This window comes from Nocardia arthritidis, from assembly GCF_011801145.1.
GTDB classification, from domain to species: domain Bacteria; phylum Actinomycetota; class Actinomycetes; order Mycobacteriales; family Mycobacteriaceae; genus Nocardia; species Nocardia arthritidis_A.
Genome location: NZ_CP046172.1, coordinates 7875485 through 7898354, shown reverse-complemented (window position 1 = coordinate 7898354; position 22870 = coordinate 7875485). Strand labels below are relative to the sequence as shown.

Annotated in this window: 22 protein-coding genes; 10 read left to right on the top strand and 12 right to left on the bottom strand. The window is 67.4% G+C overall.

Annotated features, from left to right (window positions below; genetic code table 11):
• Both F5544_RS35610 and F5544_RS35605 read left to right on the top strand, forming a co-directional pair.
• A complete protein-coding gene (locus tag F5544_RS35610; protein ID WP_167477231.1) occupies positions 1-2079 on the top strand; it encodes an ABC transporter ATP-binding protein in 2079 nt (692 codons plus the stop codon).
• A gap of 35 nt (positions 2080-2114) precedes the next feature.
• A complete protein-coding gene (locus F5544_RS35605) occupies positions 2115-3944 on the top strand; it encodes an ABC transporter substrate-binding protein (protein WP_167477230.1) in 1830 nt (609 codons plus the stop codon).
• Here the strand turns inward: F5544_RS35605 and F5544_RS35600 are convergent.
• Positions 3934-4569 (bottom strand): DUF998 domain-containing protein, encoded by a 636-nt coding sequence (locus F5544_RS35600; protein WP_167477229.1) that lies wholly within the window; start codon positions 4567-4569, stop codon positions 3934-3936. The two genes, F5544_RS35605 and F5544_RS35600, sit on opposite strands and share 11 nt — an antisense overlap.
• On the opposite strand from F5544_RS35600, the gene F5544_RS35595 reads away from it, so the two are divergent.
• Together F5544_RS35595 and F5544_RS35590 are read left to right on the top strand one after the other, a co-directional pair.
• On the top strand, positions 4555-4716 hold the full coding sequence (locus F5544_RS35595; RefSeq protein ID WP_167477228.1) for a hypothetical protein: 162 nt from the start codon (positions 4555-4557) through the stop codon (positions 4714-4716). The genes F5544_RS35600 and F5544_RS35595 overlap by 15 nt on opposite strands.
• Positions 4717-4789: 73 nt before the next feature.
• Complete coding sequence (locus F5544_RS35590; RefSeq protein ID WP_238846823.1) at positions 4790-5782, top strand: alpha/beta hydrolase; 993 nt, start codon at positions 4790-4792, stop codon at positions 5780-5782.
• 35 nt (positions 5783-5817) lie between these two features.
• Here F5544_RS35590 and F5544_RS35585 read toward each other — a convergent pair whose 3' ends face one another.
• Both F5544_RS35585 and F5544_RS35580 read right to left on the bottom strand, forming a co-directional pair.
• The gene (locus F5544_RS35585) at positions 5818-6516 is read right to left on the bottom strand and encodes an alpha/beta fold hydrolase (protein WP_167477227.1); all 699 of its coding nucleotides are present in this window, start codon (positions 6514-6516) and stop codon (positions 5818-5820) included.
• 40 nt (positions 6517-6556) lie between these two features.
• Positions 6557-6973, bottom strand: coding sequence for a DUF5666 domain-containing protein (locus F5544_RS35580; RefSeq protein WP_167477226.1), 417 nt, complete (start codon positions 6971-6973; stop codon positions 6557-6559).
• 259 nt (positions 6974-7232) lie between these two features.
• Here F5544_RS35580 and F5544_RS35575 point away from each other — a divergent pair, with 259 nt between their 5' ends.
• Positions 7233-8639, top strand: coding sequence for a helix-turn-helix domain-containing protein (locus tag F5544_RS35575; protein WP_167477225.1), 1407 nt, complete (start codon positions 7233-7235; stop codon positions 8637-8639).
• A 345-nt stretch (positions 8640-8984) separates the two neighbouring features.
• On the opposite strand, the gene F5544_RS35570 is transcribed toward F5544_RS35575, so the two are convergent.
• The 4 genes from F5544_RS35570 to F5544_RS35555 all read right to left on the bottom strand — a co-directional run bounded on the left by F5544_RS35570 (position 8985) and on the right by F5544_RS35555 (position 13497).
• On the bottom strand, positions 8985-9833 hold the full coding sequence (locus F5544_RS35570; RefSeq protein ID WP_167477224.1) for an alpha/beta fold hydrolase: 849 nt from the start codon (positions 9831-9833) through the stop codon (positions 8985-8987).
• Positions 9834-9907: 74 nt separating this feature from the next.
• Positions 9908-11245 (bottom strand): MFS transporter, encoded by a 1338-nt coding sequence (locus F5544_RS35565; RefSeq protein ID WP_167477223.1) that lies wholly within the window; start codon positions 11243-11245, stop codon positions 9908-9910.
• 40 nt (positions 11246-11285) lie between these two features.
• The gene (locus F5544_RS35560) at positions 11286-12128 is read right to left on the bottom strand and encodes an aminoglycoside 6-adenylyltransferase (protein ID WP_167477222.1); all 843 of its coding nucleotides are present in this window, start codon (positions 12126-12128) and stop codon (positions 11286-11288) included.
• A 31-nt stretch (positions 12129-12159) separates the two neighbouring features.
• Positions 12160-13497, bottom strand: coding sequence for a PLP-dependent aminotransferase family protein (locus F5544_RS35555; RefSeq protein ID WP_167477221.1), 1338 nt, complete (start codon positions 13495-13497; stop codon positions 12160-12162).
• Between the two features lie 79 nt (positions 13498-13576).
• On the opposite strand from F5544_RS35555, the gene F5544_RS35550 reads away from it, so the two are divergent.
• Genes F5544_RS35550 through F5544_RS35540 form a run of 3 tightly spaced genes read left to right on the top strand, consistent with a single transcriptional unit; the run spans position 13577 to position 16007 of the window.
• Positions 13577-14203, top strand: a complete 627-nt coding sequence (locus F5544_RS35550) for a DJ-1/PfpI family protein (protein ID WP_167477220.1) — start codon at positions 13577-13579, stop codon at positions 14201-14203.
• A 41-nt stretch (positions 14204-14244) separates the two neighbouring features.
• The gene (locus F5544_RS35545) at positions 14245-15261 is read left to right on the top strand and encodes a permease (protein ID WP_167477219.1); all 1017 of its coding nucleotides are present in this window, start codon (positions 14245-14247) and stop codon (positions 15259-15261) included.
• Positions 15258-16007, top strand: a complete 750-nt coding sequence (locus F5544_RS35540; RefSeq protein ID WP_167477218.1) for a TIGR03943 family putative permease subunit — start codon at positions 15258-15260, stop codon at positions 16005-16007. Before F5544_RS35545 ends, F5544_RS35540 begins: the two co-directional genes overlap by 4 nt.
• Positions 16008-16011: 4 nt before the next feature.
• Here F5544_RS35540 and F5544_RS35535 read toward each other — a convergent pair whose 3' ends face one another.
• From F5544_RS35535 to F5544_RS35525, 3 genes are all read right to left on the bottom strand, one after another.
• Positions 16012-17538, bottom strand: a complete 1527-nt coding sequence (locus F5544_RS35535) for an alpha/beta fold hydrolase (RefSeq protein WP_167477217.1) — start codon at positions 17536-17538, stop codon at positions 16012-16014.
• Positions 17539-17607: 69 nt separating this feature from the next.
• Complete coding sequence (locus tag F5544_RS35530; RefSeq protein WP_167477216.1) at positions 17608-18819, bottom strand: L,D-transpeptidase; 1212 nt, start codon at positions 18817-18819, stop codon at positions 17608-17610.
• A 120-nt stretch (positions 18820-18939) separates the two neighbouring features.
• Complete coding sequence (locus F5544_RS35525; RefSeq protein ID WP_167477215.1) at positions 18940-19497, bottom strand: type 1 glutamine amidotransferase domain-containing protein; 558 nt, start codon at positions 19495-19497, stop codon at positions 18940-18942.
• A gap of 86 nt (positions 19498-19583) precedes the next feature.
• Here F5544_RS35525 and F5544_RS35520 point away from each other — a divergent pair, with 86 nt between their 5' ends.
• Complete coding sequence (locus F5544_RS35520; protein WP_167477214.1) at positions 19584-20219, top strand: DMT family transporter; 636 nt, start codon at positions 19584-19586, stop codon at positions 20217-20219.
• A 21-nt stretch (positions 20220-20240) separates the two neighbouring features.
• On the opposite strand, the gene F5544_RS35515 is transcribed toward F5544_RS35520, so the two are convergent.
• The gene (locus F5544_RS35515; RefSeq protein ID WP_203217422.1) at positions 20241-21014 is read right to left on the bottom strand and encodes an alpha/beta fold hydrolase; all 774 of its coding nucleotides are present in this window, start codon (positions 21012-21014) and stop codon (positions 20241-20243) included.
• 43 nt (positions 21015-21057) lie between these two features.
• The gene (locus F5544_RS35510; protein ID WP_167477212.1) at positions 21058-21672 is read right to left on the bottom strand and encodes an FMN-binding negative transcriptional regulator; all 615 of its coding nucleotides are present in this window, start codon (positions 21670-21672) and stop codon (positions 21058-21060) included.
• A 131-nt stretch (positions 21673-21803) separates the two neighbouring features.
• Here F5544_RS35510 and F5544_RS35505 point away from each other — a divergent pair, with 131 nt between their 5' ends.
• Complete coding sequence (locus F5544_RS35505) at positions 21804-22868, top strand: MBL fold metallo-hydrolase (protein WP_167477211.1); 1065 nt, start codon at positions 21804-21806, stop codon at positions 22866-22868.
• Positions 22869-22870: the final 2 nt, after the last annotated feature.

Here is a 22870-nt window from a genome sequence, read left to right as displayed (position 1 = left end):
ATGACCGACGCACCCGTGCTGCGGCTCGACGACCTGCACACCACGATCGATGTCCGCGACGGCGTCGTGCACGCCGTCGACGGCGTGACCCTGGAGGTCGGCCGCGGCGAATTACTCGGCCTGGTAGGCGAATCCGGTTCCGGCAAGACCATGACCGCACTGTCCGTCCTGCGCCTGCTGCCCGAGGGCGGCCGGATCGCGTCGGGACGAATCCTGCTGGGCGGCAAGGATATCGCGCAGATGTCCGAGTCCGAGCTGCGGCGGGTGCGCGGCGGCCGGATCGGCATGATCTTCCAGGATCCGCTGAGCTCGCTGAATCCGACCATCCCGATCGGCAGGCAGGTCGCCGAACCGCTGGGACTGCACTCCGACCTCTCGGCCGCCGCCCGGCGGGCCCGGGTGCTCGAGGTGCTTGGGCTGGTGGGCCTGCCGCGGGCGGCCGAGCGGCTCGGCGACTATCCACACCAGCTGTCCGGCGGGATGCGCCAGCGGGTGATGATCGCCCGCGCGCTGGTCTGCGAACCTGATCTGCTCATCGCCGACGAGCCGACGACGGCGCTCGACGTCACCATCCAGCACCAGATTCTGGAGCTGATCGATGAGCTGCGCACCCGGGTGGGCATGGCGGTCATCCTGGTGACGCATGATCTCGGCGTCGTCGCCGGGCGTGCCGACCGGGTCGCGGTGATGTACGCGGGCCGCATCGCCGAACTCACCGACACCAGGTCGCTGTTCGGCAACCCGCGCCATCCCTATACCGAGGCGCTTTTCGAGGCGCTGCCGGAGAATTCGGCGGAGAGCGGCGAAAAACTGTACAGCATCCCGGGTTTGCCGCCGGATCTGGTCGACCCGCCGAAGGGGTGCCGGTTCGCGCCGCGCTGCCGATACGCGACCGATCGATGCCGAACGGAGGATCCCGCGCTGCGCGGGGATGTGGTCGGGCACGAGTACGCGTGCTTCCACCCGGTCGGCGATCCCGCGCTGCGCGAACCATCCGGCCGCGTCGCCGTGCACGAGCGCGGACCCGCGCCCGCCGAACAGGAGTCGGTGGCGCAGGCCGGGCAAGCGCTGCTCGCGGTCGAACATCTGGTCAAGGACTTTCCGGTGCATGCGGGCGCCATCCTGCAGCGCAGGGTCGGCACGGTATCGGCGATCGCCGATGTGAGCTTCTCCGTCGCCGCGGGCGAAACCTTCGGTCTGGTCGGGGAATCCGGCTGCGGCAAGACGACGATCGGCCGCTGCATCGCCGGATTGGAGACGCCGACGAGCGGCCACGTCCGGATCGCCGACGCCGAGCTGACATCGTTGCGCGGCAAGCGGTTACGGCAGCTGCGCCAGGATACGCACCTGGTTTTCCAGGACAGCTACTCGGCGCTGGACCCGCGAATGCGGGTCGGTGCGATCGTCGCCGAACCGCTGGTGATCCACGGCGTCGGCAACCGCGCGCAACGCGCCGCGCGGGTGCGTGACCTGCTCGGCGAGGTCGGCCTGCCCGCGGCGGCGGCCGAGCGCTACCCGCACGAATTCTCCGGCGGCCAGCGGCAGCGCATCGCGCTGGCCCGCGCGCTCGCGCTGCAGCCGAAGCTGATCGTCGCCGACGAACCGGTTTCGGCACTTGATGTTTCGATCCAGGCGCAGATCCTCAACCTGATGGGCGATCTACGCAGACGGCACGGTCTCACCTATGTGTTCATCTCGCACGACCTGTCCGTGGTGCGCTACCTGTCCACCCGGATCGGCGTGATGTATCTGGGCAAGCTGGTGGAGACCGGCCCCGCCGACGAGGTTTACCGTAATCCGCGCCACCCGTACACATTCGGTTTGATCGGCACCGTGCCGAAGGCCGACCCGTGGGCCGGGCGCGGTGGGGACGGTGTCATCAAGGGTGAGCTGCCGTCGGCGCGCAACCCGCCGTCGGGCTGCCGGTTCCGAACCAGATGTCCACTGGCGCAGGAGATCTGCGCGCTGGAGGAGCCGCCGATGCGCGCGTTCGGCGACGGGCATCGGGCCGCGTGCCATTTTCCGCTGGACGCGGCCGCGGCGTCGGAGCCGCCCGCGAACTCGGCCGTCGCGTTGTGACCATCTAGGACAGTGCAGAGAAGGGAAGTCCTGGGATGCAGGTGAAGAGATTGGTCGGCGCCGTCGGTGCGGTCTTGGCCGCGGCGTCGGTGCTCACCGGATGTGGTTCGAGCAGTACGCATTCGGGCGGCACGCCGCAGGAGGGCGGTACCGCCGTATTCGCCGAACCGCCTGGTACGCAACCGAACTGGATCTTCCCGCTGTACGACGCCGCGCACAACAGCGGCTACGCGACGGGCGACCTGCAGCGGCTGATGTACCGCCCGCTGTACTTCTGGGGCGACAGCAAGGGCAGCTCCGATCTCAACGAGACGAAAAGCCTTGCCGCGCCGCCGAAATACAGCGACAACAACAGCACCGTCACCATCGACCTGAAGCCGTACAAGTGGTCGAACGGTGACCCGGTGAACGCCAAGGGCGTCCTGTTCTGGATGCATATGCTGTTCGCGGAGAAGAAGAACTTCGCCAAGTACGTCCAGGGGCAATTCCCGGACAATGTGCTGTCGGTGACCGAAACCGGGCCGCAGCAGGTGACTTTCAAACTCGACAGCAGCTATTCGCCCACCTGGTTCACCGGTCAGGAGCTCTCGCAGGTCACCCCGCTGCCGATCGCATGGGACAAGACCTCCGATTCGGCCGCGCCGGGCAGCGGCGGTTGCACCGACGACCAGTCCAAATGTGATGCCGTCTACCAATATCTCTACGAGAAGAGCAAGAACAGCTCGGCCTACGCCACCGATCCGCTGTGGCAGATCGTCGACGGCCCTTGGCATCTGACGAATTACGACGCGCAGGGTCATATCGCGTTCGACCCGAACCCGGCCTACAGCGGGCCGGACAAGCCGCATCTGGCGCATTACAAGATGGAGCCGTTCACCAGCACCGACGCCATCTTCAACACGTTCCGCGCCGGGAACACCCTCTCGGTGGGCGGCGTGCAGGTGACCAATCTACCGGAGAAGAAGGCCTCGCAGGAGCAGCCGTCCTCGAATCCGTTGCAGGCCAACTACAATCTGATCCCCGCATACGGTTGGGGTTGGAGCACTTCGATTCTGAACATGGCCAACCCGACGTTCGGCGCCACGTTCAAACAGCTCTACATTCGCCAGGCCATGCAGCTGACACTGGATCAGGAGACCGATATCAACTCCGCGATGCGCGGCTACGGTGCGGTCACCACCGGACCGGTGCCGATCAAACCGGAGAACCCGTATATCGCGGACTCCGAACGTGGTCCCGGCCCATACGCTTTCGACAAAGCCAAGGCGAAGTCGCTGCTCACCGGGCACGGCTGGACCGATCAGGGTGGCGTCATGGTGTGCACGAGTCCCGGCACCGCCGACAATCAGTGCGGTGACGGCGTCGCCGCGGGGACGAAGCTGCAGTTCACCCTCGAATTCTCCACCGGCAACCCGATTTACAGCCGGGTGGTGCAGCAGTGGAAATCCGATGCGGCGCAGGCGGGCATCGTCTTCGACCTGAAGGGCCAGGAGTTCAACACGGTGATGGACGACATCAGCAACTGCCACGGCTCCGGTCCGACCTGCGACTGGCAGATCGGCTTCTTCGGTTACCAGGAATACGACGCGGTGCCCACCGGCGATCAACTGCTGCTGCCGGGTGCGAGCGAGAATATCGGCAACTACAGCGATCCGAAGCTCACCGAACTGATCAACGCCACACTGCACTCCGACGACAAGGCCGCCTTCGCCAATTACGAGGATTACGCGGTGAAAACGCTGCCGGGACAGATCAATATGCCGCTGCGCACCTACATGGAGGTCGTCGCGAAGAACCTGGGCGGGGTCGCGTTCCCCGCGAACCAGACCGCCCGCAGCCCGGAGGACTGGTACTTCACCAAGTGACCCGCTGACGCAGCGCCTCGGCACCGAGAACGACGTACCAGCCGACGATCTCGATGCCGAGGATTCGCTCCCACAACCCGATGGTGCCGCCGCCCGCGATCGTGCGGAAGTCCCGCATCGTCGGCGCGCTGACGAAGTATCCGTACAGTCCGGCGGCGGTGAGCGCGCCCGCCACCAGCAGTCCGATGGCGATCGGACGCAGCCGCGGCACCGGGAAAAGCAGGACGCCCGAGCCGAGGAAGCCGACGATCGGGCCGAGGAACACGATATTGGCGGCGATGAAGTGCCCAGGCCCGCCCGAGTCGATCGGGAACAGCCCGCACAGCACCATGCCCACCGCCGGAAGACACAGCAGCACGGCCACGGCGACCTGCCTGGCCGTGCTTGCGTTGCGCAAGAGCGAGATTCGAATGCCCTGCACGCCGACGATCATCAGCGCGCCGCAGAGCACGAACGCGATATCGAGCCAGATGCGCCGCGCGAGGAATACCCGGCCTTCCCCGCGGCGCTGTCGACCGCCTCGCTGCTCACCCCAGCGCAATGCGCCGAGCTGCTCGAGCGCCGCCGCAGGCACCTCGACGAAGCGCTCGGGCAGCCGACGCCGGATCGAATGGCCGAGGCGCACGGCATAGAGCGGATCTTCCTGCTGGAGGACGAATACCAGCGTGCCATGCTGGCCGCGGAACGGGACTGGCTCGATACGGTCATCGCCGAACTCCGGAGCGGCGCGCTGTCCTGGACGGCCGTCCGGTGGCAGGGGTCGGTCGGGTAGTATCGCCGACCCGGCCATCGGTTTGCTGGATCGGCCGCCGGGATTCCGCTCATCGGCAAGGACGGTGCGTATCGTGTCGCTCGGAGGTCGGCGCTTCGCGGCAGTTCGGTTTGCCGTTGGTGTGCTGGTACTGCTCGCGGTAGCGATGTGCGTCACACCGCCCACCGCGCGGGCGCAGGCGGTGATCGACCACATCGAGCCGAAGACGGATCGGTGGGAGGAGATGTACGTGTGGTCGCCCGCGATGGGGCGGACCGTGCAACTCGATGTGCTGCTGCCCGCGGACCGGACCGCGCCGCATCCCACCCTCTACCTGCTCGACGGCGACGGTGCCTCCGATGACGAGGGGCAGAGCACGTGGACCTTGAAAACCGATATCGTCCAGTTCTTCGCCGACAAGCCGGTGAATGTGGTGATGCCGGTCGGCGGTCCCGGCACGTTCTACACCGACTGGATTCGGGACGATCCGAAGCTCGGGCGCGTCCGGTGGGAGACCTTCCTCACCAGGGAACTGCCGCCGCTCGTCGATAATGCGCTGTCCGGCAACGGAATCAACGCGATCGCCGGACAGTCGATGGGCGCGCAGGCCGCCGCGACGCTGACGGTGCGCAACCCGTCGCTGTATCGGGCGATGGCCGCATACAGCGGATGCCTGGCCTCCGATCGCTACGATCAGTTCACGGTGCGGGCGCCGGTGCGGATCAAGGGCGGCGATCCGGACAATATGTGGGGTACCTCGACGAATCCCGAATGGGCTGCCCATGATCCGAGCCAGCACGTCGATCAGCTGCGCGGCAAGCCGGTCTACATCTCGGCGGCCACCGGCATACCGGGCCAACATGACTTCACCTTCGATCCCACCTACAAATACCCCGACGACGTTTTCAATTCGGTTGTCCTCGAATTGGTGATCCACGACTGCACTGTCGCCTTCGACGCGGTCCTGCGCGCACACGATATCCCCGCGACCGTGCGCTACACCGATTTCGGCACCCACGCCTGGTACTACTGGCAGAACGCGCTGCACGACTCCTGGCCCACCCTGAAATCCGGTCTGGGCCTTTGATTCTCGTCGCTTACGAGTAGATGCGCCCGCCGATGTCAATCTCGGATGAGGGTTTTGGTGATCTCACCGATCAGCTCGGCGATCGCCTCGGGGTTGGTGAGCATGGTCAGGTGGTCGGCGTTCACCCGGTGCACCAGCCAGTGGCGGCGCTCGGCCTCGTCGGCCGCGCCCTCGTAAGCTTGGCTCAATTGCAAATAGGCGCACTGGGTTTCGGGTAGGCCGGGCGTTTCCGGAGCGGGTTCTTCGAAATAGGCCAGCGGTGGCGGTGCGATCTCGGCGATGAATCGGTGGCGCAGGTCCGGATCGGGGAGTAGCTCTTCGATCAACCCCGGTGGGAACCAGGTGTGCCACGGCGGCAGGTATCCGTCGCCGGCTTCGTCGGTCAACATCTTGGCGGCCTGCGGTGGCGCGGAATCCAATGAGCTGAGGCCGGGATGTGGGAGTAGGGCGTCGACGAAAATCATTGCGCGAACCCGATTTCCGATGGCCTCGGCGATCGGCGGCAGGAATGCGCCCGCCGCGCTGTGCGCCACCAGTACGAGCGGTGTGCCGATGGTGGCGACGGCGGCCGCCGTGCTGTCGGCGACCCGCCGGTAATAGGGCGGATCACCGTCGAGCACCAGGGTGGGGACCGCTGTCGGCAGCCCTTCGCGGCGCAGGCATTCGGCCGTCGCTGCCCAGGTGAGTGGGCCGACGAGCGGACTGTGCAGTAGTACGAGCGTGAGTTCGGCCATCATCCGATTCTGCGCCGGATCGGGTTGCGTCGTACGGCGATCAGCTCGGGCTCTGGGTGGGGGTGCCGGAGGGGGTTGTGCGCTCATGGGATTTGGTTATGTGCGTCGCGGTGATGGTGTCGCCGGATTCTTGGCTTTGGATCGCGACGGAATCGCCGACGGCGAACTGCGCTTGCGTTGCCGGATTCTTCTCGTTGCCGAAGACCGTCGCGGAGGTGATCGTCACGGTTTCGGTGCCGCCGTCGCGCTTGGTTACGGTCCAACTGCCCGCGTTCTCGGCGGTGATCTTGCCGACCACCGCGTTTCCGCCGTGACGGCCGGGTTTCGGCTGGCCCGACGGGGCTGAGCCGGAGTTGTCGTTGGAATCGCAGGACGCCATGACGAAGGCCGCGGCGATGGCCATGGCGGTGGTGGCGACGGTGCGGAGGAGCCGGTTGTTCGTCAGCGAAAGGGTCATGGCGGCGACAGTATGCACCGAGGTTGAGAGGTTGCTCTGTGCCGACTGTCGGGTTGCTCAGCGGTCGGAATCCGACCGGCCGGGCCGAAAAGTGTTTGGACGCTTGGTAGTTGGCCGACGAGACCATCAGCAAGGTTTAATGTTCATCGGCTATTGAAGAGTGAGTGCTTGTGGGTTGCGGGTGACGGGAATTTCGGGGCCTGGCAGTGTGGGGTTGACAGTGCCGGGCGATCCGGCGCGGCAGGCGAAAGGATTGGCGGTGGAAGATCTGGGGGCGGCATTGCGGGCCGCACGGATGGCCGCCGGGTTGAGCCTGGCGCGGATGGCGGCGCGGACCAGCTATTCGAAACCGTATCTGGGCCAGCTGGAGACCGGATCGCGTGCGGTGCGGGCCGAGCATGTCGCCGCGTACGAGGCCGCGCTGGGAGTGCGGATCGACGGTGCGGCAACCGATTCCGGCGCGGTAGAGCCGTGGGACGAACTGCGGCCGCTGCTGCATTCGCGGCGAGCCCGGCAACCGGGCGCGCAAAGCCGGTTCACCGTGGACGAATTGGCGGCGGCCGAACGGCGGGCCTGCTGGGCGCGGACCCGGCAGTGGCGCGATACCGCACCGCGTGCCCAGGTCGCGGGCTGGCTGAACGGCAACCGCGATCGGCTCCGCCGGGAGCCGGAATGCGGGCGGGCGCTGCGGGTGGCCGCCGAAATCGCCGATATCGCCGCCGTCATGGCCTGGGATATCGAGGAACATCGTGCGGCGCAACGGTATTCGGTGCAGGCGGCGCGGTACGCCGCCGCCGCTGGCGATCCGGCGCTCGCGGCGGCGACCCTGGCCGCACTGGTTTGGCAGTACCTGGACCGCGGTCGCCCGGACGACGGCCTGGAGGTCGCGCAACTGGCGCAATACATTTCGCGGCGGGCCGCCTCATCGCGATTGCGCGCCGCACTCTCCTGGCAGGAGGCATGGGCGCACGCCATGCTCGGCGACCGGCCCGCCTTCCGCCGGGCCTTCGCCTTCGCCGAGGATTGCCGCGCCGAGGCGGAATCGGAGGTTCGATCGTCTGTCGAACCTTCCAATGCCGCCGCGGGTTTCGGCATCGGATCGCGGCGGGCGCATGGAGTACCCGTTGCCGCGCCGCGCAGTCTTGTCGAATCTGATTCGGCCGCAACCGAATTGGAAATCCAACAGCTGGACGCCGTCGATCGCTCACTGCTCGGGCTGGAGCTGGCGGCGGTGCTCGGTCCCCGCAGGCACTGGCCGGGCCCCGGTGAACAGCACCGCCATGTCGGCCACGCCTACCGCGAGTTGGCCCGCACCGAGCCGCGATTCGCGCGCACGATCGCGCGCTTACCCGAATTGGCCCGGGGCGGTAGACGTTCCGGCCGCCCAGGCGACTCCGTGCTGCGCTCCATCGCCGTCGCCCGCGCACACCTGCTCATCCACGAACCCGATCGCGCCGCCGCTTCCGTCACCGCCGCACTGCCCCTGATCGGTCCGTGCCCGACGGGCCGAATCGCGGCACGGCTCAGGGACTTCCACCATGAATCCGCCGAATTCGCCACCGTCCCCGAGATCCGCGCGACGCGCTCGGCACTCGCCGAACTGACCGCTCACCTGCCCACGACCCGGGCCTTGTTCGACTCGGCCCGGGCTGTGCCGGGGCGCTGAACCGGGCTTGCGACCGGGTACGGGCTCGCGTATCGCGAACTTCCCCCGCGACCCCGGCCTTGGTCGATTCGGCTTCTGCTGTGTCGCGGCGCTGAACTGGGGCTTGCCGATGCTCGCTGGCCGACGGGGTGCGGGCTAGCGTGTCGCGAACCTCCCCGCGATCCCTTGTTGATCCGGCTCGGGATGTGTTGCGGCACCGAATCCTTGTCGGCGGCCTACCGGGGTGGCTAGAGCGTGCGGCCGGATGTCGCGCGACGCTGGCCTCGGTCGACGCGGCTCCGCCGGCTTGCACCCGAGCGGGTCGACGTCCACTGGTGCGCGGGCTGCTTGCAGTCGGCCGCCTGTTCACGCGTCTCGCGACACCGGTGTGCGGGTGAGGACCTCCTCCAGCCGGTGTGCGAAACCTGAAGGGTGCGTGGCGTATCCGGCGTGATTGCCGGGGAAGACCGTGGCTTCCACGTTCAATTCCGCGCAGAGGGCCAGCGCGGTGTCGTGCGCGAGCTGCCCCTTCGACGACTCGCCGATTCCCACCACGATCCGGGAACCGAGCGCCCGCAGCGCCGTCGCATCGGGTACGTAGTCCCCGATCGCCGCCATACGATGGGCGTAGAAGAAATCGACGTTCTGCCCCATCCGTGCCAGCTTCTGCCCCATGAGCTCAGCGCCGCGCTCGCTTTCGAACGGCGGCGCATCCGAATTCGACGGACCACCCAAACCCGCACCGACGGCGAACGCCTGCATGGCCGCCTGCGTGCCGTGCTCGCGGTAGACCGCCTGGACTTCGTCGAGGAGTGTACGCCGCGGATCATCATCGGGCAGCAGCCGCGCGGCCGGAGGCTCGTGCGCCACAACGGTTTTCACGCGGTCCGGATACAGGATCGCGAACGCCAGCGCGATCTGTGCGCCCGCGCTGGTACCGAAGATGTGGGCAGGCTCGCCGCCGACCGCGGCCAACAGCCGAGAAGCGTCGTCGACCTCGGTTTCCATCGACGCGCCCGCGGTTTTGTCGGCCTGCGGGCTGCGGGAGATGCCGCGGGTGTCGTAGCCGACCACCGTATAGCGCTCGGCGAGGATTTCGGCGATGCCGGTGAAGTCGCGGGCATCGTCGCTGCCGCCGGGTATCAGCAGCAGTAGCGGACCCGAGCCGGTCACTTCGTAGTACAGGTCGGCGCCGGGGACATGGAGGGTGCTCATATTTTGTTCTCTTCGAGGCGAATCGGATATACTCGCTTACGAATATACGGTTACGAGCACTCAGGGACAAGCGCCTACCGGATCTCCGATTCGACCGGTTCCCGCGCCGCGATGTTCCGCAGGTCGCGTCGTCGGGTCTCACCGGCCCAGAGGAATGCGCCCGCGGTGCACACCAGGGTCGCGCACAGCAGTAGCGCGATCGGGACCGTCGACGGGTAGCGGTGCAGCAGTGCGGTACCGAGGATCGGGGTCAGCGCACCGCCGACTACGGTGGCCAGCTGATATCCCAAAGATGCTCCGGTATAACGCACTTCGCTCGGGAACAGCTCCGCGAAGAACGGCGCCTGCGCACCGGTGAGCAGCCCGTGCAGGGTGAGCCCGACGGCGATCACCACGGTGATCCGCGCGGTGCTGCCGCCGTCGACCAGCGGAAGGCCGGTGAGCGCCCAGATCCCGATCAGCACGGCCAGCAGCACACTCGTCGGCCGTCGCCCGTATTGGTCGCCCAGCGCGCCGCCGAGCAGGATCGCGGCCGCCTGGAAGAACGAGGCGATGGTAATCGCGGTCAGCGCAGCGGGTTTGGCCACGTGCACGATCTGGGTGAGATACGCGAGCAGGAAAATGCTGAACGTGTAGTAGGTCGCCTTCTCGCCGACATCCGCGAGCGCCGCGATGATCACCTGTTTCGGATAGCGGGTGAGCACGGTCCACACCGGCGCGTGGCTCGCGGCGGGCGCGCGCTGTTGCAGTTCGCGGAAGATCGGCGATTCCTCGACCGCATGCCGCAGCCAGAGTCCGACGACGACGAGGACGATGGACAGCAGGAACGGAATGCGCCAACCCCATTGCTGGAATTGGGAATTGGTGACCCACAGCCCCAGCAGCGCAAGTATGCCGGTGGCGAGCAGATTGCCGATCGGGCCGCCGGTCTGCGGCCAACTCGTCCAGAAGCCACGGTGTTTCGGCGAACCGTGCTCGGCGACGAGCAGGATCGCGCCGCCCCATTCACCGCCGAGCGCGAGCCCCTGCACCAATCGCAGACCGAGCAGCAGGATCGGCGCGGCGACACCGATGCTCGAATAGGACGGGATGAGGCCGATGGCCACGGTCGCGGCGCCCATCAGCATGAGCGTGAACGACAGCGTGCGGCGCCTGCCGTACCGGTCGCCGAGGTGGCCGAACAGCACACCGCCCAGCGGGCGCGCGAGAAAGCCGACGCCGTAGGTGATCAGGGCGAGCAGCACGCCGGTGAGCGGATCGTCGGTGGGGAAGAAGACCTTGTTGAAAACGAGCGCGGCGGCCAGCCCGTAGAGAAAGAAATCGTAGAACTCGATGGTGGTCCCGGCCACGCTCGCGGCGACGATCCTGGCGAAGCGGGCGGCGGACGGGGAAGTCGGGTCGGTCGATGCCATGCCGCCATCCTGCTGGCAAAACCCGATCTGCGGTCCGTTTTCAGTCGGACCCGATCCGGTCGATATGTGCGAGCACCCGGTCGCGCAGCCGAAGATCGGTGTGGCCCAGGACTTCCGCGGCCTCCGCGGTGGCCGCGGCGTAGGTCGTCGCCATGGCGCGGACGGCGTCGACGATCGAATCCGCCTGATAGGCGGGGAAATACGCGGGCGTGCGGTCGCGCAACGGCGCGGCGACCCATTCGTCGACGTGATGTCCGGCGTGCCAGGTGTCGATCTGTCCGGAAGACGTTGCGGCGGTCTGCCATTCGAGCATGGTCAGCAGCAGTTCGCGCAGTTCGGCGACGCGCAGCTGGGCATGCCACAGGTCGCCGCGCGCCGCATAGATCGGCACCTGCGTTGCCTCGAACCAGAATTCGCGCTGGTTGGTCTCGAATTCGGCGGCGGTCGGCGGTTCGGCCCGCGGCCTACCGCTCGCGGCGGGCAGCCCGGCGGCCAGCCCGTCCTTGTCCAGCAGCACCCGGTAGCCGCGTTCGTAGAGCTCGTCGAGTTCGTCGCGCAGTTCGGTGAGCCGGGCGGTATCGGCGAGCGTGAAATCCACCTTCCTGCCCTCCGCGAAGACGACGAGGTAGGTGGGCCAGTCCGGTTCGTCCTCCTCGTCGTTGGCGAGGTGGATGCCGACCAGCACCGGTGCGATCCGCTCGGCCCATGCGTCGTCACCGGCCAGCGCCTTGGCGCCGGGACCGATGAATTCGAGGTCCAGGTCGGAGAATTCGTCGATCCTGGTGCCCCGCGCCCGCGATCCCGTCTGGATCACGGCGCGGATTCCGGGGTCGTCCGCGGCGAATTCGAGAATGCGCTTCAGCAACTGTTCCGGATCTTCCATACCGACCATCCTGCCGGACGACCTCGCCGCGTCAGGCGTAGGTGTGATCATCGATAACTCGCTTGACCTTGCCGAGCGCGTCGGACAATGTCCGCGGGTTCGTCGAGCCGAGCGCGAGCCGGATCGCGTGCGGCACATGGGCGGAGGTGGCGAACGGCGCCGCGGTCGACACCGCGACGCGTTCGTGCAGCAGCGCCGCCGCCACCTGATCGGCCCGCACCTCCTCGGCCAATGGCAGCCAGAGGAAATACGAGGACGGATGGCCCACGAGCGGTAGCCCGGCGAGCACCTCACGGGCGATCGACTGCCTGATATTCGCGTCCGCGCGCTTCTGTGTCTCCAGCCGAGTGACGGTGCCGTCGTCGAGCCATCGGCAGGCGATCGCCGTCAGCACCGCGGGGACATTCCACACCGTCGCGCGTATCGCCCGCTCCAGCGCGGGCACCAAAGCCGTTGGGGCCGCGACGAATCCGAAGCGCAGTCCGGTCGCGACGTTCTTGGACAGACCGGAGACGTACACGGTCGTCTCCGGTGCGATCGCCGCGAGCGGGCGCGGCGGCCGCTCGGCCAGGAAGGCGTAGGCCGCGTCCTCGATGACGAGCAGCCCGTATCGGCGCGCGATCTCGATCAAACGCGCACGGTGCGCCGCCGAGGTGACCCATCCCAATGGGTTGTGCAGCGTCGGCATGGTGTACACCGCGCGCACCCGCCTTGTCGCACAGAGCCGTTCGAGCTCATCGAGGTCGGATGCGTTGCCCGCCACCGGAATCGGCGCGAGCTCCAGGTGCAGGGCGTGGGCGAGGATCTTGAAGCCCGGATAGGTCAGCGCATCGACCGCGACGACATCGCCGGGTTGGAGCACGGCCATGGCCGTGACGGCCAAACCGTGCTGGGCGCCGCCGACGACGAGTACCCGATCCGCGTCCACCGCCAGGCCGCGTTGCCGCAAATGCCTTGCGACGGCGTCCCTTTCGTGTGGTCGCCCACCGTGCGGCTGATAGCGCAGCAGGGCCTCCACGTCACCGGAGGCGGCGAGCTCACGCAGCGAATTCCGCAGCAGGTCGGCCTGGCCGGGGAGCGCGGGATAGTTGAAGCTCAGGTCGACCATATCCGCCGCCGCGACCTGCTGGTCGATGCCGTGGCCCGGCGGCAGCGCGAGCTCCCTGACGAAGGTGCCCCGGCCGCGTTCCCCGCTCACCAGGCCCATGGCCTCCAGCTCGGCATATACCCGCGTCGCCGTCACCAGCGCCATTCCCTCCCGCGCCGCGAGCTGGCGATGGGTGGGCAGGCGCGTGCCCGACGGCAATCGTCCCGCGCGGATATCGGCGGCCAGCGCGTCTACCACGCGCTTGTATCGGGAGGATGCCACACCCGATTGTATGCATGACAATTTCTTGAATGTATTGGATGGGCCGCCATACAGTGCCTGAGCAGCGAAAGGAGTTGCCGTGCATATCGCCATCCTCACCTTCGAGGGCTACAACGAACTGGACTCGCTCATCGCGCTCGGCATGCTGAACCGGGTCGGGCGGCCGGACTGGCGGGTGTCGATCGCCTGCCCGTCGCCGCGCGTGCGGTCGATGAACGGTGTGGTGATCGAGTCGATGGCCACCATCGAGGAGGCCTGCGCCGCGGACGCGGTCATCGTCGGCAGCGGCGCGCGGACCCGCGAAGTCGTCGACGACCGGGAGCTCATGGCGCGGTTGCGGCTCGACCCGGCCCGGCAGCTCTTGGCCGGACAATGTTCGGGCACACTGGTTTTGGCCAAGCTGGGACTGCTCGACGGTGTGCCCGCATGTACCGATCTGACCACCAAACCGTGGGTGCGGGCCGCCGGTGTCGAGGTGCTGAACCAACCGATCTTCGCCAAGGGAAATGTGGCGACGGCGGGCGGCTGCCTCGCATCGCACTACCTCGCGGCGTGGATCATCGCCCGCCTGGCGGGTGTCGAAGCGGCCGAAAGCGCTGTGCACTATGTCGCTCCGGTGGGGGAGAAGGAGGAATACGTCGCCCGCGCGATGCGAAACATCACCCTGACGGCGGTTCCAGGCGACAGCGCCCTGCCGATCGGTTAACTTGTAACCGTTGTCATTACCGTCAGGCGGGAGGGGCGGATATGTCGGGACCTGCCGGTGCGGTGGTGCCGCGGCAACGCCGGTTCACCCCGACCTCGACACACCTGTTCGTACTCCTGGCGGTGCTCGGCATCCTCTTCCGTGGGCCGCTGGTCGACTGGATCGGCGCTGTTCCGCAATTACAAACCGCCACAACGATATTCGTTGGGGTGTTCGTTCAGGCGCTGCCGTTTCTGGTGCTCGGTGTCGCGATGAGCGGCGCGATCGCCGCCTTCGTCTCGCCCGCGCTGCTGCGCCGTGTCCTGCCGAACAATGAAACCGCGGCGGTCGGCGTGGCCGGGTTGGCCGGGATGGCGCTGCCCGGTTGCGAATGCGGTGTGGTCCCGGTGTCGAAGCGGTTGATCGATCAGGGCGCGCCGAGCGGCGCGGCCTTCGCCTTCCTGCTGTCCGCGCCCGCGGTGAATCCCGTTGTCCTGGTGGCCACCGCGGTCGCGTTTCCGGGCCAGCCGGGCATGGTCGGCGCCAGATTCGCCGGATCGCTGGCGACCGCGCTGGCGATGGGCTGGCTGTGGTCGCGCTTCGGGCGGCCGGACTGGCTACGGCCACAAGGTAATCGAGTGGATGAGCACTGCGTCACCGGCCGATCCCGCTGGGAGGTGTTCACCGAGGCCGCGCGACACGACCTGCTCCAGGCGGCCGCGTTCCTCGTGCTCGGCGCGGCCGCCGCGGCGGCACTGCATGTGCTCGTTCCCGCCGGATGGTTCCGCCACCTCGCCGGTGCACCGCTGCTCTCGATCGTGGTGCTGGCCCTGCTCGCCGTGGTGCTCGCACTGTGTTCGGAGGCCGACGCGTTCGTCGCGTCCAGCATGTCCGCGCTGCCGCTGCTGCCGCGGCTGGTTTTCCTCGTCGTCGGTCCCGCCGTCGACGTGAAGCTGTTCGCCATGCAGGCGGGGACCTTCGGGCGGCGCTTCGCCCTCCGGTTCGCGCCGCTGACGCTGGTGGTCGCCACCTGCTGCGGTGCGCTCGCCGGATATATCTTCCTGGGCGGTATGCGATGAATCGCGAAACACAGAATGTGATCCTGCTGCTCATCGGCGGGGCGATGGTGAAGATCACCCTCGACGGCACCTATCTGCGCTATGTCAAACCGGGTCTGTATCCGTTCCTGCTGGCCAGCGGGATCGCGGTGATCGCACTGGCCGTCGCGGCGATAGTGCGCGACATCCGCCGGGGCCGCGCGAGCCAGGAGCACGAGCACGGCAGTGGCCGTTCGCGGTGGCTGCTGGTGGCTCCGGTCGCCGGGCTGCTGCTCATCGTGCCGCCCGCACTCGGCGCCGCATCGGTGAAATCCGGTACCGCACCGGCGAATTCGATCGGTGCGAACCCGGCGGCGAAGACCGTCCGCAAGATAAACATGGGCCCGATGCCGCCCGGCGACGCGCCGACCATGCGCATGTACGACCTGATCGACCGGGCCTCCTACGACAATTCCGGCGAGCTGGACCGCCGCGAGATCACCGTGGTCGGCTTTCTGGTGCGCACCGAGGAGGATGGCGAAATCCGTTTGGACGGTTCGCATTCCGGCTGGGATCTGGCTCGTGTGGTGATCACCTGCTGCGTCGCCGACGCGCAGACCCTGCGCGTGCACCTCGACGGCGACCTCGGGCCGGTTTCCGACGGCGGCTGGATCTCGGTGCGGGGCAAGGTGGTTCCCGATTCGGCCCGGTCGGAGAACTATATGACCCCGACGGTGACGATCAAGGAATTCCACTCCGTCCCCGCGCCGAGCCAGACCTACGGCTGAGAACCTAGGAGTCGCCTGGGCATTGCGCGCCGGGCATGGTCAGCTCGGTGAAGTACGCCGTCTCCGCCTCGCGCGCGCAGACGCTGTGGCCGAATCCGGAGTGGCCCTCACCCGTCACGGTGAGCAGCCGTCCGTTCGCCAGCATTCCGGCCAGCGCGACCGCGTCCGGATACGGTGTGTCGGGGTCGCCGGTGGTGCCGACCACCATGATCGGCGCGGAACCCGCCGCCGACCACGGCCCGGCGTAGCGGCTCAGCCGCGGCTGCGACCAGCGCTGGCAGATATTGCCGTGTGAATGGTCGTATCCGGGCGGACCCCAGGCCATGACCGGGCCCGTGCGCGGCGCCGACGCGACCTCGAAAGCGAGGCGGGCCTGCAGTTCCAGCGTCGAGGGCGGGTAGACGCGATCGGCGCATTCGACCGCGACATTGGCGGCGAAGAAGTCGGCCATCTGGCTGAACGAGTCGAGCCCCGCTGCCTTGGTGTCGTGCGCCGCCGCCTGCTGCAGCATCCGGCCGATGGCCGGCCAGGCCGCGCGAGCGCCGTTGAGCCGCAAGAGAATTTCGTACACCAGCGATGAACCGTTGAGGGTGACCGCACCGGATTCGTCGCGCACCGGATTGTCGCTGAGATCCCCGACGAGGGCGTCGAAGGCCGTGGCAGGCCCGCCCTGCGCCGGATCGCCGAACTGGCAGTCCGCGCGATCCGCGGCACACCAGTCGAGGAATCTGTTGAGCGCGCCCTCCACCGCGACGTACTGGCCGTAGTCGTAGGCGTACGGATCGTTCGCGTATGTCTCCGGGTTGTACGCGCCGTCCAGCACGAACGACCGGATCCGTTGCGGGAACAGGTTCGCGTAGACCGAGCCGATCATGGTCCCGAAAGACACTCCGAGATAATTGATTTGGGGATCGCCGACGGCTGCCCTGAGCAGATCCATATCGCGGGCGACGTATTCCGTTCCGATGTAGGGCAGGATGTCGCCGCTGTTCGCCGCGCAGGCCGCCTCGAAGCGGGCCGCCGAATCCTGTCCGCGCTCGAAGGCGCCCGGCCGCCATTGCGCGGGCACCATCGCCCATTCCTGCCGCATCTGCGCCGCGTCGAAGCAGTGCACCGCGCGGCTCTGTTCGACGCCGCGCGGATCGAAGCCGACGATATCGAAGCGCGCGGCCAGATCCGGCATCCGTTTCACCACGGAGGTGACGAAGTTGGTCCCGGAACCGCCCGGCCCGCCGGGATTCACGAACAGCGAGCCGATCCGCCGCCCGGAATCCGTTGCGGTATGCCGCCTTAGCGCCAGCGTAAGGTTCCCGGCGCCCGGATTGCGGTAATCCAGCGGCACTTCCGCGCTCGCGCACTGGTACCCGGCATCCCCGCAGGCCTGCCAGGCCAGCTCCGGCACCGGGATCCCGGGTAGCCCGCCGGGCGGCAGATCCGAATCCGCAACGGCCAGTTGGCCACCGGCCGTCACCCCGAGCAGCACCGCGGCCAAGAGACAGACGCCCCGGCCCAACCGTGTCATGGTCCGCATGCGCACAACATAGCCGAGCCGAGCCGGAAGATCAGCCCGGAATGTCGTGTGGGGATGGACAGTTGGCGTTTAGTGCAGCGCGCTGCCCTGCAGCCACTGGTCCCATGAGAGGGTCCAGTCGCCGTTCTGCCAGATGGCCAGCGGCGCACCGCCGGTATTGCGCACCTCGACGACATCGCCGGGATTGGAGAAGTCGAAGAACCATTGCGCGTTCGTGGTGCTCAGGTTGAGGCAGCCGTGTGACTGGTCGCTGCTGCCCTGCGCCCAGATGGTCGAGTCCAGCGCGTGCAGGTAGATGCCGTCGGTGCTGATGCGGGTCGCCCAGCCGATGGCCTCCTTGTAGCCGAGGCGCGAATTGATCGGCAGGCCGTAGGTGGAGGAATCCATGATCACCGGATTCGCCTTGTCCATCACCGTGTAGGTGCCGGGCATGGTCCAGAAGCTGATGGTCTTGCCCGCGATGGTCTCGGTGCCGCCGCGGCCCATCGATGTCGGCATGGTACGGATCAGCTTGCCGTTCTCGTATACCTCCACCTGGTGGGTGTTGTCGTCGGCGATCGAGACATGCGATGCGCCGATGGTGAACGAGACGTGACTGTCCTCCTGGCCGTAGAGGCCGGGGCCGAGCTGCGCGCCGTAGATGTTGGCGTCGACGGTCACCTTGGTGCCGGGGGCGTAATAATCCTTCGGCCGCCAGTGCACGTGCCGGTTGTCCACCCAGTACCAGGAGCCCTGTACCTGCGGAACGGTGGTGACCTGGAGCCGCTTCTCCGCGGCCGCGCGGTCCGGGATGTCCTCGTCGAACTGGGCGACGACCACGGTGCCGACGCCATAGGTGCCGCCGTCGGAGATGAGCGCGGTGCTGGTGAGCGTCAGATACGCCTTGGTCTGGTTGCTCGGCTTGAGGGTGCCGAAGCTCGCCGTCATCGGGCCGAGCTTGCCGGTGAGCGTGACACCCTCGGCGTTGACCGTGTAGGTGTGTCCGTAACCGAGCGGGCCGGTGGGTTTCCAGGCCGTCTTGTCGGGGGTGAAGATGCCGTCGACGGGTTTGCCGTCCTCGTTCGTCATGCTGACGTTCGTCAGGATGCCTTCACTCGCGCTGACCTTGATCGGCGTCAACGGGTCGACGTCGGAGCCGCTGCCCGGATCGATCGTGATCTTGGCCGGGGGCGGTGCCGGGCTGTTCGCCGAATGATCCGGCGAACTCGAGCACGCGGCGAGCACCAGTGCCACGAACAGGACGAATCCCGTTGCGGCAGTGGATGGGTAGCGGCGAGACATTCACGCGCCTCTCATAATCAGTCGTGCCCCCCGGGCGACTTCCAGCGACCTGCTTTCTGCGGGTGCAGTCTACTGGACCGCGGACGGCGTCCGGTTTGGTGGGATCAACCCGAGACCCGGTCAGCCCGTCAACTGCGCGGCGATGGTGTTGACGAAATCGGGCAGGTCGTCCGGTTTGCGGGAGGTGATCAGCGTCCAGCCGTTGTGATCGGAGCGCACCACCGATTCGTCCACCCAGGTGCCGCCCGCATTGGTGATGTCGGTGCGCAGCGACGGATAGGACGTCAGCATCTTGCCCGGCACCACCCCGGCGTCGACCAGCAGCCACGGGCCGTGACAGATCGCGGCGATCGGTTTGCCCGCGGTGCGCAGTTGTCGCACCAGGTTGCGGGCGCGGTCGTCCATCCGCAGTTTGTCGGCGTTGACCGTGCCGCCCGGCACCACCAGCACGTCGATCTCGGACGGATCGACGGCGTCGAGCGCGGTATCGGGTTGCACCTGCTCGTCGGGCTCGAGGTCGTGCCGATAGGTCTGTACAGTCTCGCCTTTCATCGCCGCATGGGTCACCCGGGCGCCGCGCTCGCGCAGCCGGTCCCGGGGTACCACCAGCTCGTCGTGTTCCACCCCGGCGTTGGAGGTGATGATCACGACGCGTGCGCCATCGAGAGATTCGGGCATGACTCCTCCTGTTCCTCGGCTATCTCTGCGCACTACCCTGGGCGGGCCCCGCGAAACGGCAGGTCGAAGAACCATTCGGCCTCTATATGGTGGCGCTGAACTGGGGTGAGCAGCTGGTGGACGCGGGCACCGCGGCGATGGTGATCAACATCGGCCCGGTGCTCATCGCCCTGTTGAGCGGAATCTTTCTGGCGGAAGGCTTTCCGCCGCGGCTGTTCGCGGGTATGGCGGTCTCCTTCGGCGGAGCGATCGTCGTCGGCGTATCCCGTTCCGGCGGTGGTGGTTCCGCGGTGCTCGGCGTCGTGCTGTGCCTGATCGCCGCCGCCGCATGGGCGATTTCGGTGGTCGTGCAGAAGCCCGCGTTGAAATACGCGTCGCCGCTTCAGGTCACGACGTTCGGCTGCGTGGTCGGGATGATCGCGTGTCTGCCCTTCGCCGGACAGCTCGGCGCCGAACTCATCAGCGCTCCGCTGTCGGCCACGCTGAGCGTCATCTATATCGGCGTTTTCCCAACGGCTTTGGCATTCACCGCGTGGGCATACGCGCTGTCCCGCACCGAGGCAGGCCGGATGGGTGTCACCACCTATGTGGTGCCGACCCTCGTCGTGCTGATGTCGTGGCTCGCGCTCGGCGAGGTGCCCGGCCCGCTGACCATCCTCGGCGGCGTCCTGTGCCTGGCCGGTGTCGCGGTGAGCCGCTCCAAGCCACGCACCAGATCATGACTGTGCCACAACAACTTTCGATCAAGATTCGAGTTCGGTGAGGAAGTCGGCGACGGTTCGGGCGAGTTCGGCGGGTTCGTCGTCGTGGATCCAATGCCCGGCCTCGGCGAATTCCACCAGGCGACTGGCCGGGCGCCTGGCAACCATCTCCGCGGCCAGCGATGCGGGCAGCATTGTGCTGTGCCGACCGCGCAAAACCAGTGCGGGACAGCTCGAGCCGAGCCAGTCCGCCCACCAGTCGCCGAGCCCGCCGTTCTGGACGGCCATCATGTCGTCCCAGTCGAACAGCAGCCGCCAGCGGCCGTCGGCGGTCGGCACCGCACTGTGCGTGAAGTAATCCGGATCCGGTACGCCGAGCGCCCGAATCGCCTCGGCCAGTTCATCTTTCGTATCCGCGGTGGCGGGCCATCCGCGCACGTCGAGCACCGGGCGCTCGATATCGGGCGTCCGCATCACCGGACCGACATCCTCGATGATCAGCGCCGACACCAGCTCCGGATGCCGGGCGGCCAATTGGTACGCGGTGATCCCGCCGCGCGAATGACCCAGAACCACAACATCTTCGAGCTCGAGTCGGCGAATCAGCGCGGCGGCGTCGGCGACGAAATCCGCACCCGTATAGGTTTCGGCCCGGTCGCTGTACCCGTGACCGCGCTGATCGGGCGCGATCACTCGGGCGCACCCGGCGAGGTCGGCGGCGAGGCGCGCGAAAATCGCGCCCCTGCCGAAGCTTCCGTGCAATGCCAGCAGGGTCCGCCCCGTGCCGCCGAAGTCCGTATACGCCAGCTCGATCACTCCACCCATCCTCGCGATCGGGTCAAGTGAATTTCGGGCCGCCTCAGGCGGGGCGAGCCTGCCGCACGGCGGCAGCGGCGATGTCATGACCGTCCTCGGTCAAACCCGCGATCACGCCGTCGATATCGGCAGCCGGACGGTTCTGGCTGAGCTTGTATTTGGCTTCGACGCGCGTGATCGCCACCTCGATGCCGACGATGGCGCGCAGTAGACCGGTGATGAACTTCGGTGGCGCGTCGTCGACGGACCACGCGTTCGGGCGTCCGGCCTCGTGCCGGTCGCTGAGGTCGCGGACGTGTCGTTCCAGCCAAGCCGGATCGTCGTGCACGGTGAGGCGTCCGTACACGTGTGCGGTGACGTAGTTCCAGGTCGGCACGGCCCGCCCGTGTTCGGCCTTGCTCGGATACCAGGACGGGGAGATATACGCGTCGGGCCCGCGCACGATCACCAGCGCCTCGCCGAGTGCCGGTCGGCGCCACTGGTCGTTGTTGCGGGCGAGATGCCCACGCAATGTCCCGGCGTCCGCGTCGTAGACGAACGGCAGCATGGTCGCGACGAGTCCGTCCGCCGTCGCGGTGATCAGATCGGCGGCTGCGTGCCTGCTCAGCAGTTCGTGTACGGCCTGTTCGTCGGGTGTGAATTGCGCTGGGACATACATATGCCCAGTTCTATCCGATGGAATCGGCCTTCGGCAGAGCCGCTTCGAGCTCAGTGGACCGCTGCGTGCTCCAGAATCGTGGTGACCGTTTCTATTCCGGCCTCGCGGACCGGCGGCTATCTTGACGGCTCATGTGTCTAGACCATGTACGCCTGACGCGTCGATCGCTGGTGGGTGCGGCTGCCGCGGTGGTCGGTTCGGCCGGGCTCGCCGCAGTGCCCGGATCGGCCGCCGCTTCGCCGAAATCCGGTCCCGCTCCGGCCAATTCGCTGATCACCCTGGGGACCGCGGCGGGGCCGCCGGTCGGCGACCGGGCCGGATTCGGCACGGCGCTGAAGATCGGTGACGGCGCCGATGCTCAGGTGTACGTGGTCGATTGCGGACGCGGGACGGTGCCGATGTATCGGCAGGCGGGGCTGGATATCCATCGGTTGCGGGCGATGTTCGTCACACATCTGCACGTCGACCACATCGTCGACTATCCGAGCTTCCTGCTCGGGTACTGGTGGGATGGGAAGGCCGACCGGCCGTTGCGGGTGTACGGGCCGGGTTCGGCGGGCGGTCTGGCGCCGGGCCCGGAACCGATTGTCGGCGGCGTGGGCAATGTCGATCTCGGTGGCGAACCCGGGTTGGCCGCGCTCACCGATCACATCATCGCGGGCTACGCCTACGGGGTGAACGTGCACATCCGCTCGCTGCATCAGGGCGATATCCGGCAGTTGATCCAGGCCAACGAGATCGCGATCCCGCCGGGCTCGGATTTCGGCAATACCGCGCCGCGGATTTCGCCGTTTCCGGTGTACGCCGACGAGACGGTGACCGTCACCGCGACGCTGGTGCCGCATCACAACGTGTATCCGTCGTTCGCCTTCCGGTTCGAGCTGGCGGGCGGTGGCTCGGTGACCTTCTCCGGCGACACCGTGAAATCCGACAACCTGATCGAATTGGCTTCCGGCACCGACATTCTCGTGCACGAGGCGATTCTCGAACACGAGGACGACTACAGCCGCGCCTCGCATACCAGCGCCGAGGACGTCGGCGCGGTCGCCGCCGCGGTCGGCGCGAAACACCTGGTGCTCAGCCACTATTACGGTGCGCCGCCGGATGATCCGCGCTGGGCAGACCGCATCGGCCGGAACTATTCGGGGCGGCTGAGCGTGGCCCGCGACGGGGACGTTTTCCCGCTGCCGATCTGAGG

What these genes read in the sequence shown, in the direction of transcription:
- F5544_RS35525 (WP_167477215.1), bottom strand. Translation starts at nt 19,497, where the DNA reads ATGCCCGAATCTCTCGATGGCGCACGCGTCGTGATCATCACCTCCAAC.
- F5544_RS35540 (WP_167477218.1), top strand. Translation starts at nt 15,258, where the DNA reads ATGAATCGCGAAACACAGAATGTGATCCTGCTGCTCATCGGCGGGGCG.
- F5544_RS35530 (WP_167477216.1), bottom strand. Translation starts at nt 18,819, where the DNA reads ATGTCTCGCCGCTACCCATCCACTGCCGCAACGGGATTCGTCCTGTTC.
- F5544_RS35610 (WP_167477231.1), top strand. Translation starts at nt 1, where the DNA reads ATGACCGACGCACCCGTGCTGCGGCTCGACGACCTGCACACCACGATC.
- F5544_RS35605 (WP_167477230.1), top strand. Translation starts at nt 2,115, where the DNA reads ATGCAGGTGAAGAGATTGGTCGGCGCCGTCGGTGCGGTCTTGGCCGCG.
- F5544_RS35570 (WP_167477224.1), bottom strand. Translation starts at nt 9,833, where the DNA reads ATGAGCACCCTCCATGTCCCCGGCGCCGACCTGTACTACGAAGTGACC.
- F5544_RS35560 (WP_167477222.1), bottom strand. Translation starts at nt 12,128, where the DNA reads ATGGAAGATCCGGAACAGTTGCTGAAGCGCATTCTCGAATTCGCCGCG.
- F5544_RS35580 (WP_167477226.1), bottom strand. Translation starts at nt 6,973, where the DNA reads ATGACCCTTTCGCTGACGAACAACCGGCTCCTCCGCACCGTCGCCACC.
- F5544_RS35585 (WP_167477227.1), bottom strand. Translation starts at nt 6,516, where the DNA reads ATGGCCGAACTCACGCTCGTACTACTGCACAGTCCGCTCGTCGGCCCA.
- F5544_RS35545 (WP_167477219.1), top strand. Translation starts at nt 14,245, where the DNA reads ATGTCGGGACCTGCCGGTGCGGTGGTGCCGCGGCAACGCCGGTTCACC.
- F5544_RS35520 (WP_167477214.1), top strand. Translation starts at nt 19,584, where the DNA reads ATGGTGGCGCTGAACTGGGGTGAGCAGCTGGTGGACGCGGGCACCGCG.
- F5544_RS35510 (WP_167477212.1), bottom strand. Translation starts at nt 21,672, where the DNA reads ATGTATGTCCCAGCGCAATTCACACCCGACGAACAGGCCGTACACGAA.
- F5544_RS35565 (WP_167477223.1), bottom strand. Translation starts at nt 11,245, where the DNA reads ATGGCATCGACCGACCCGACTTCCCCGTCCGCCGCCCGCTTCGCCAGG.
- F5544_RS35595 (WP_167477228.1), top strand. Translation starts at nt 4,555, where the DNA reads ATGGCCGAGGCGCACGGCATAGAGCGGATCTTCCTGCTGGAGGACGAA.
- F5544_RS35535 (WP_167477217.1), bottom strand. Translation starts at nt 17,538, where the DNA reads ATGCGGACCATGACACGGTTGGGCCGGGGCGTCTGTCTCTTGGCCGCG.
- F5544_RS35505 (WP_167477211.1), top strand. Translation starts at nt 21,804, where the DNA reads ATGTGTCTAGACCATGTACGCCTGACGCGTCGATCGCTGGTGGGTGCG.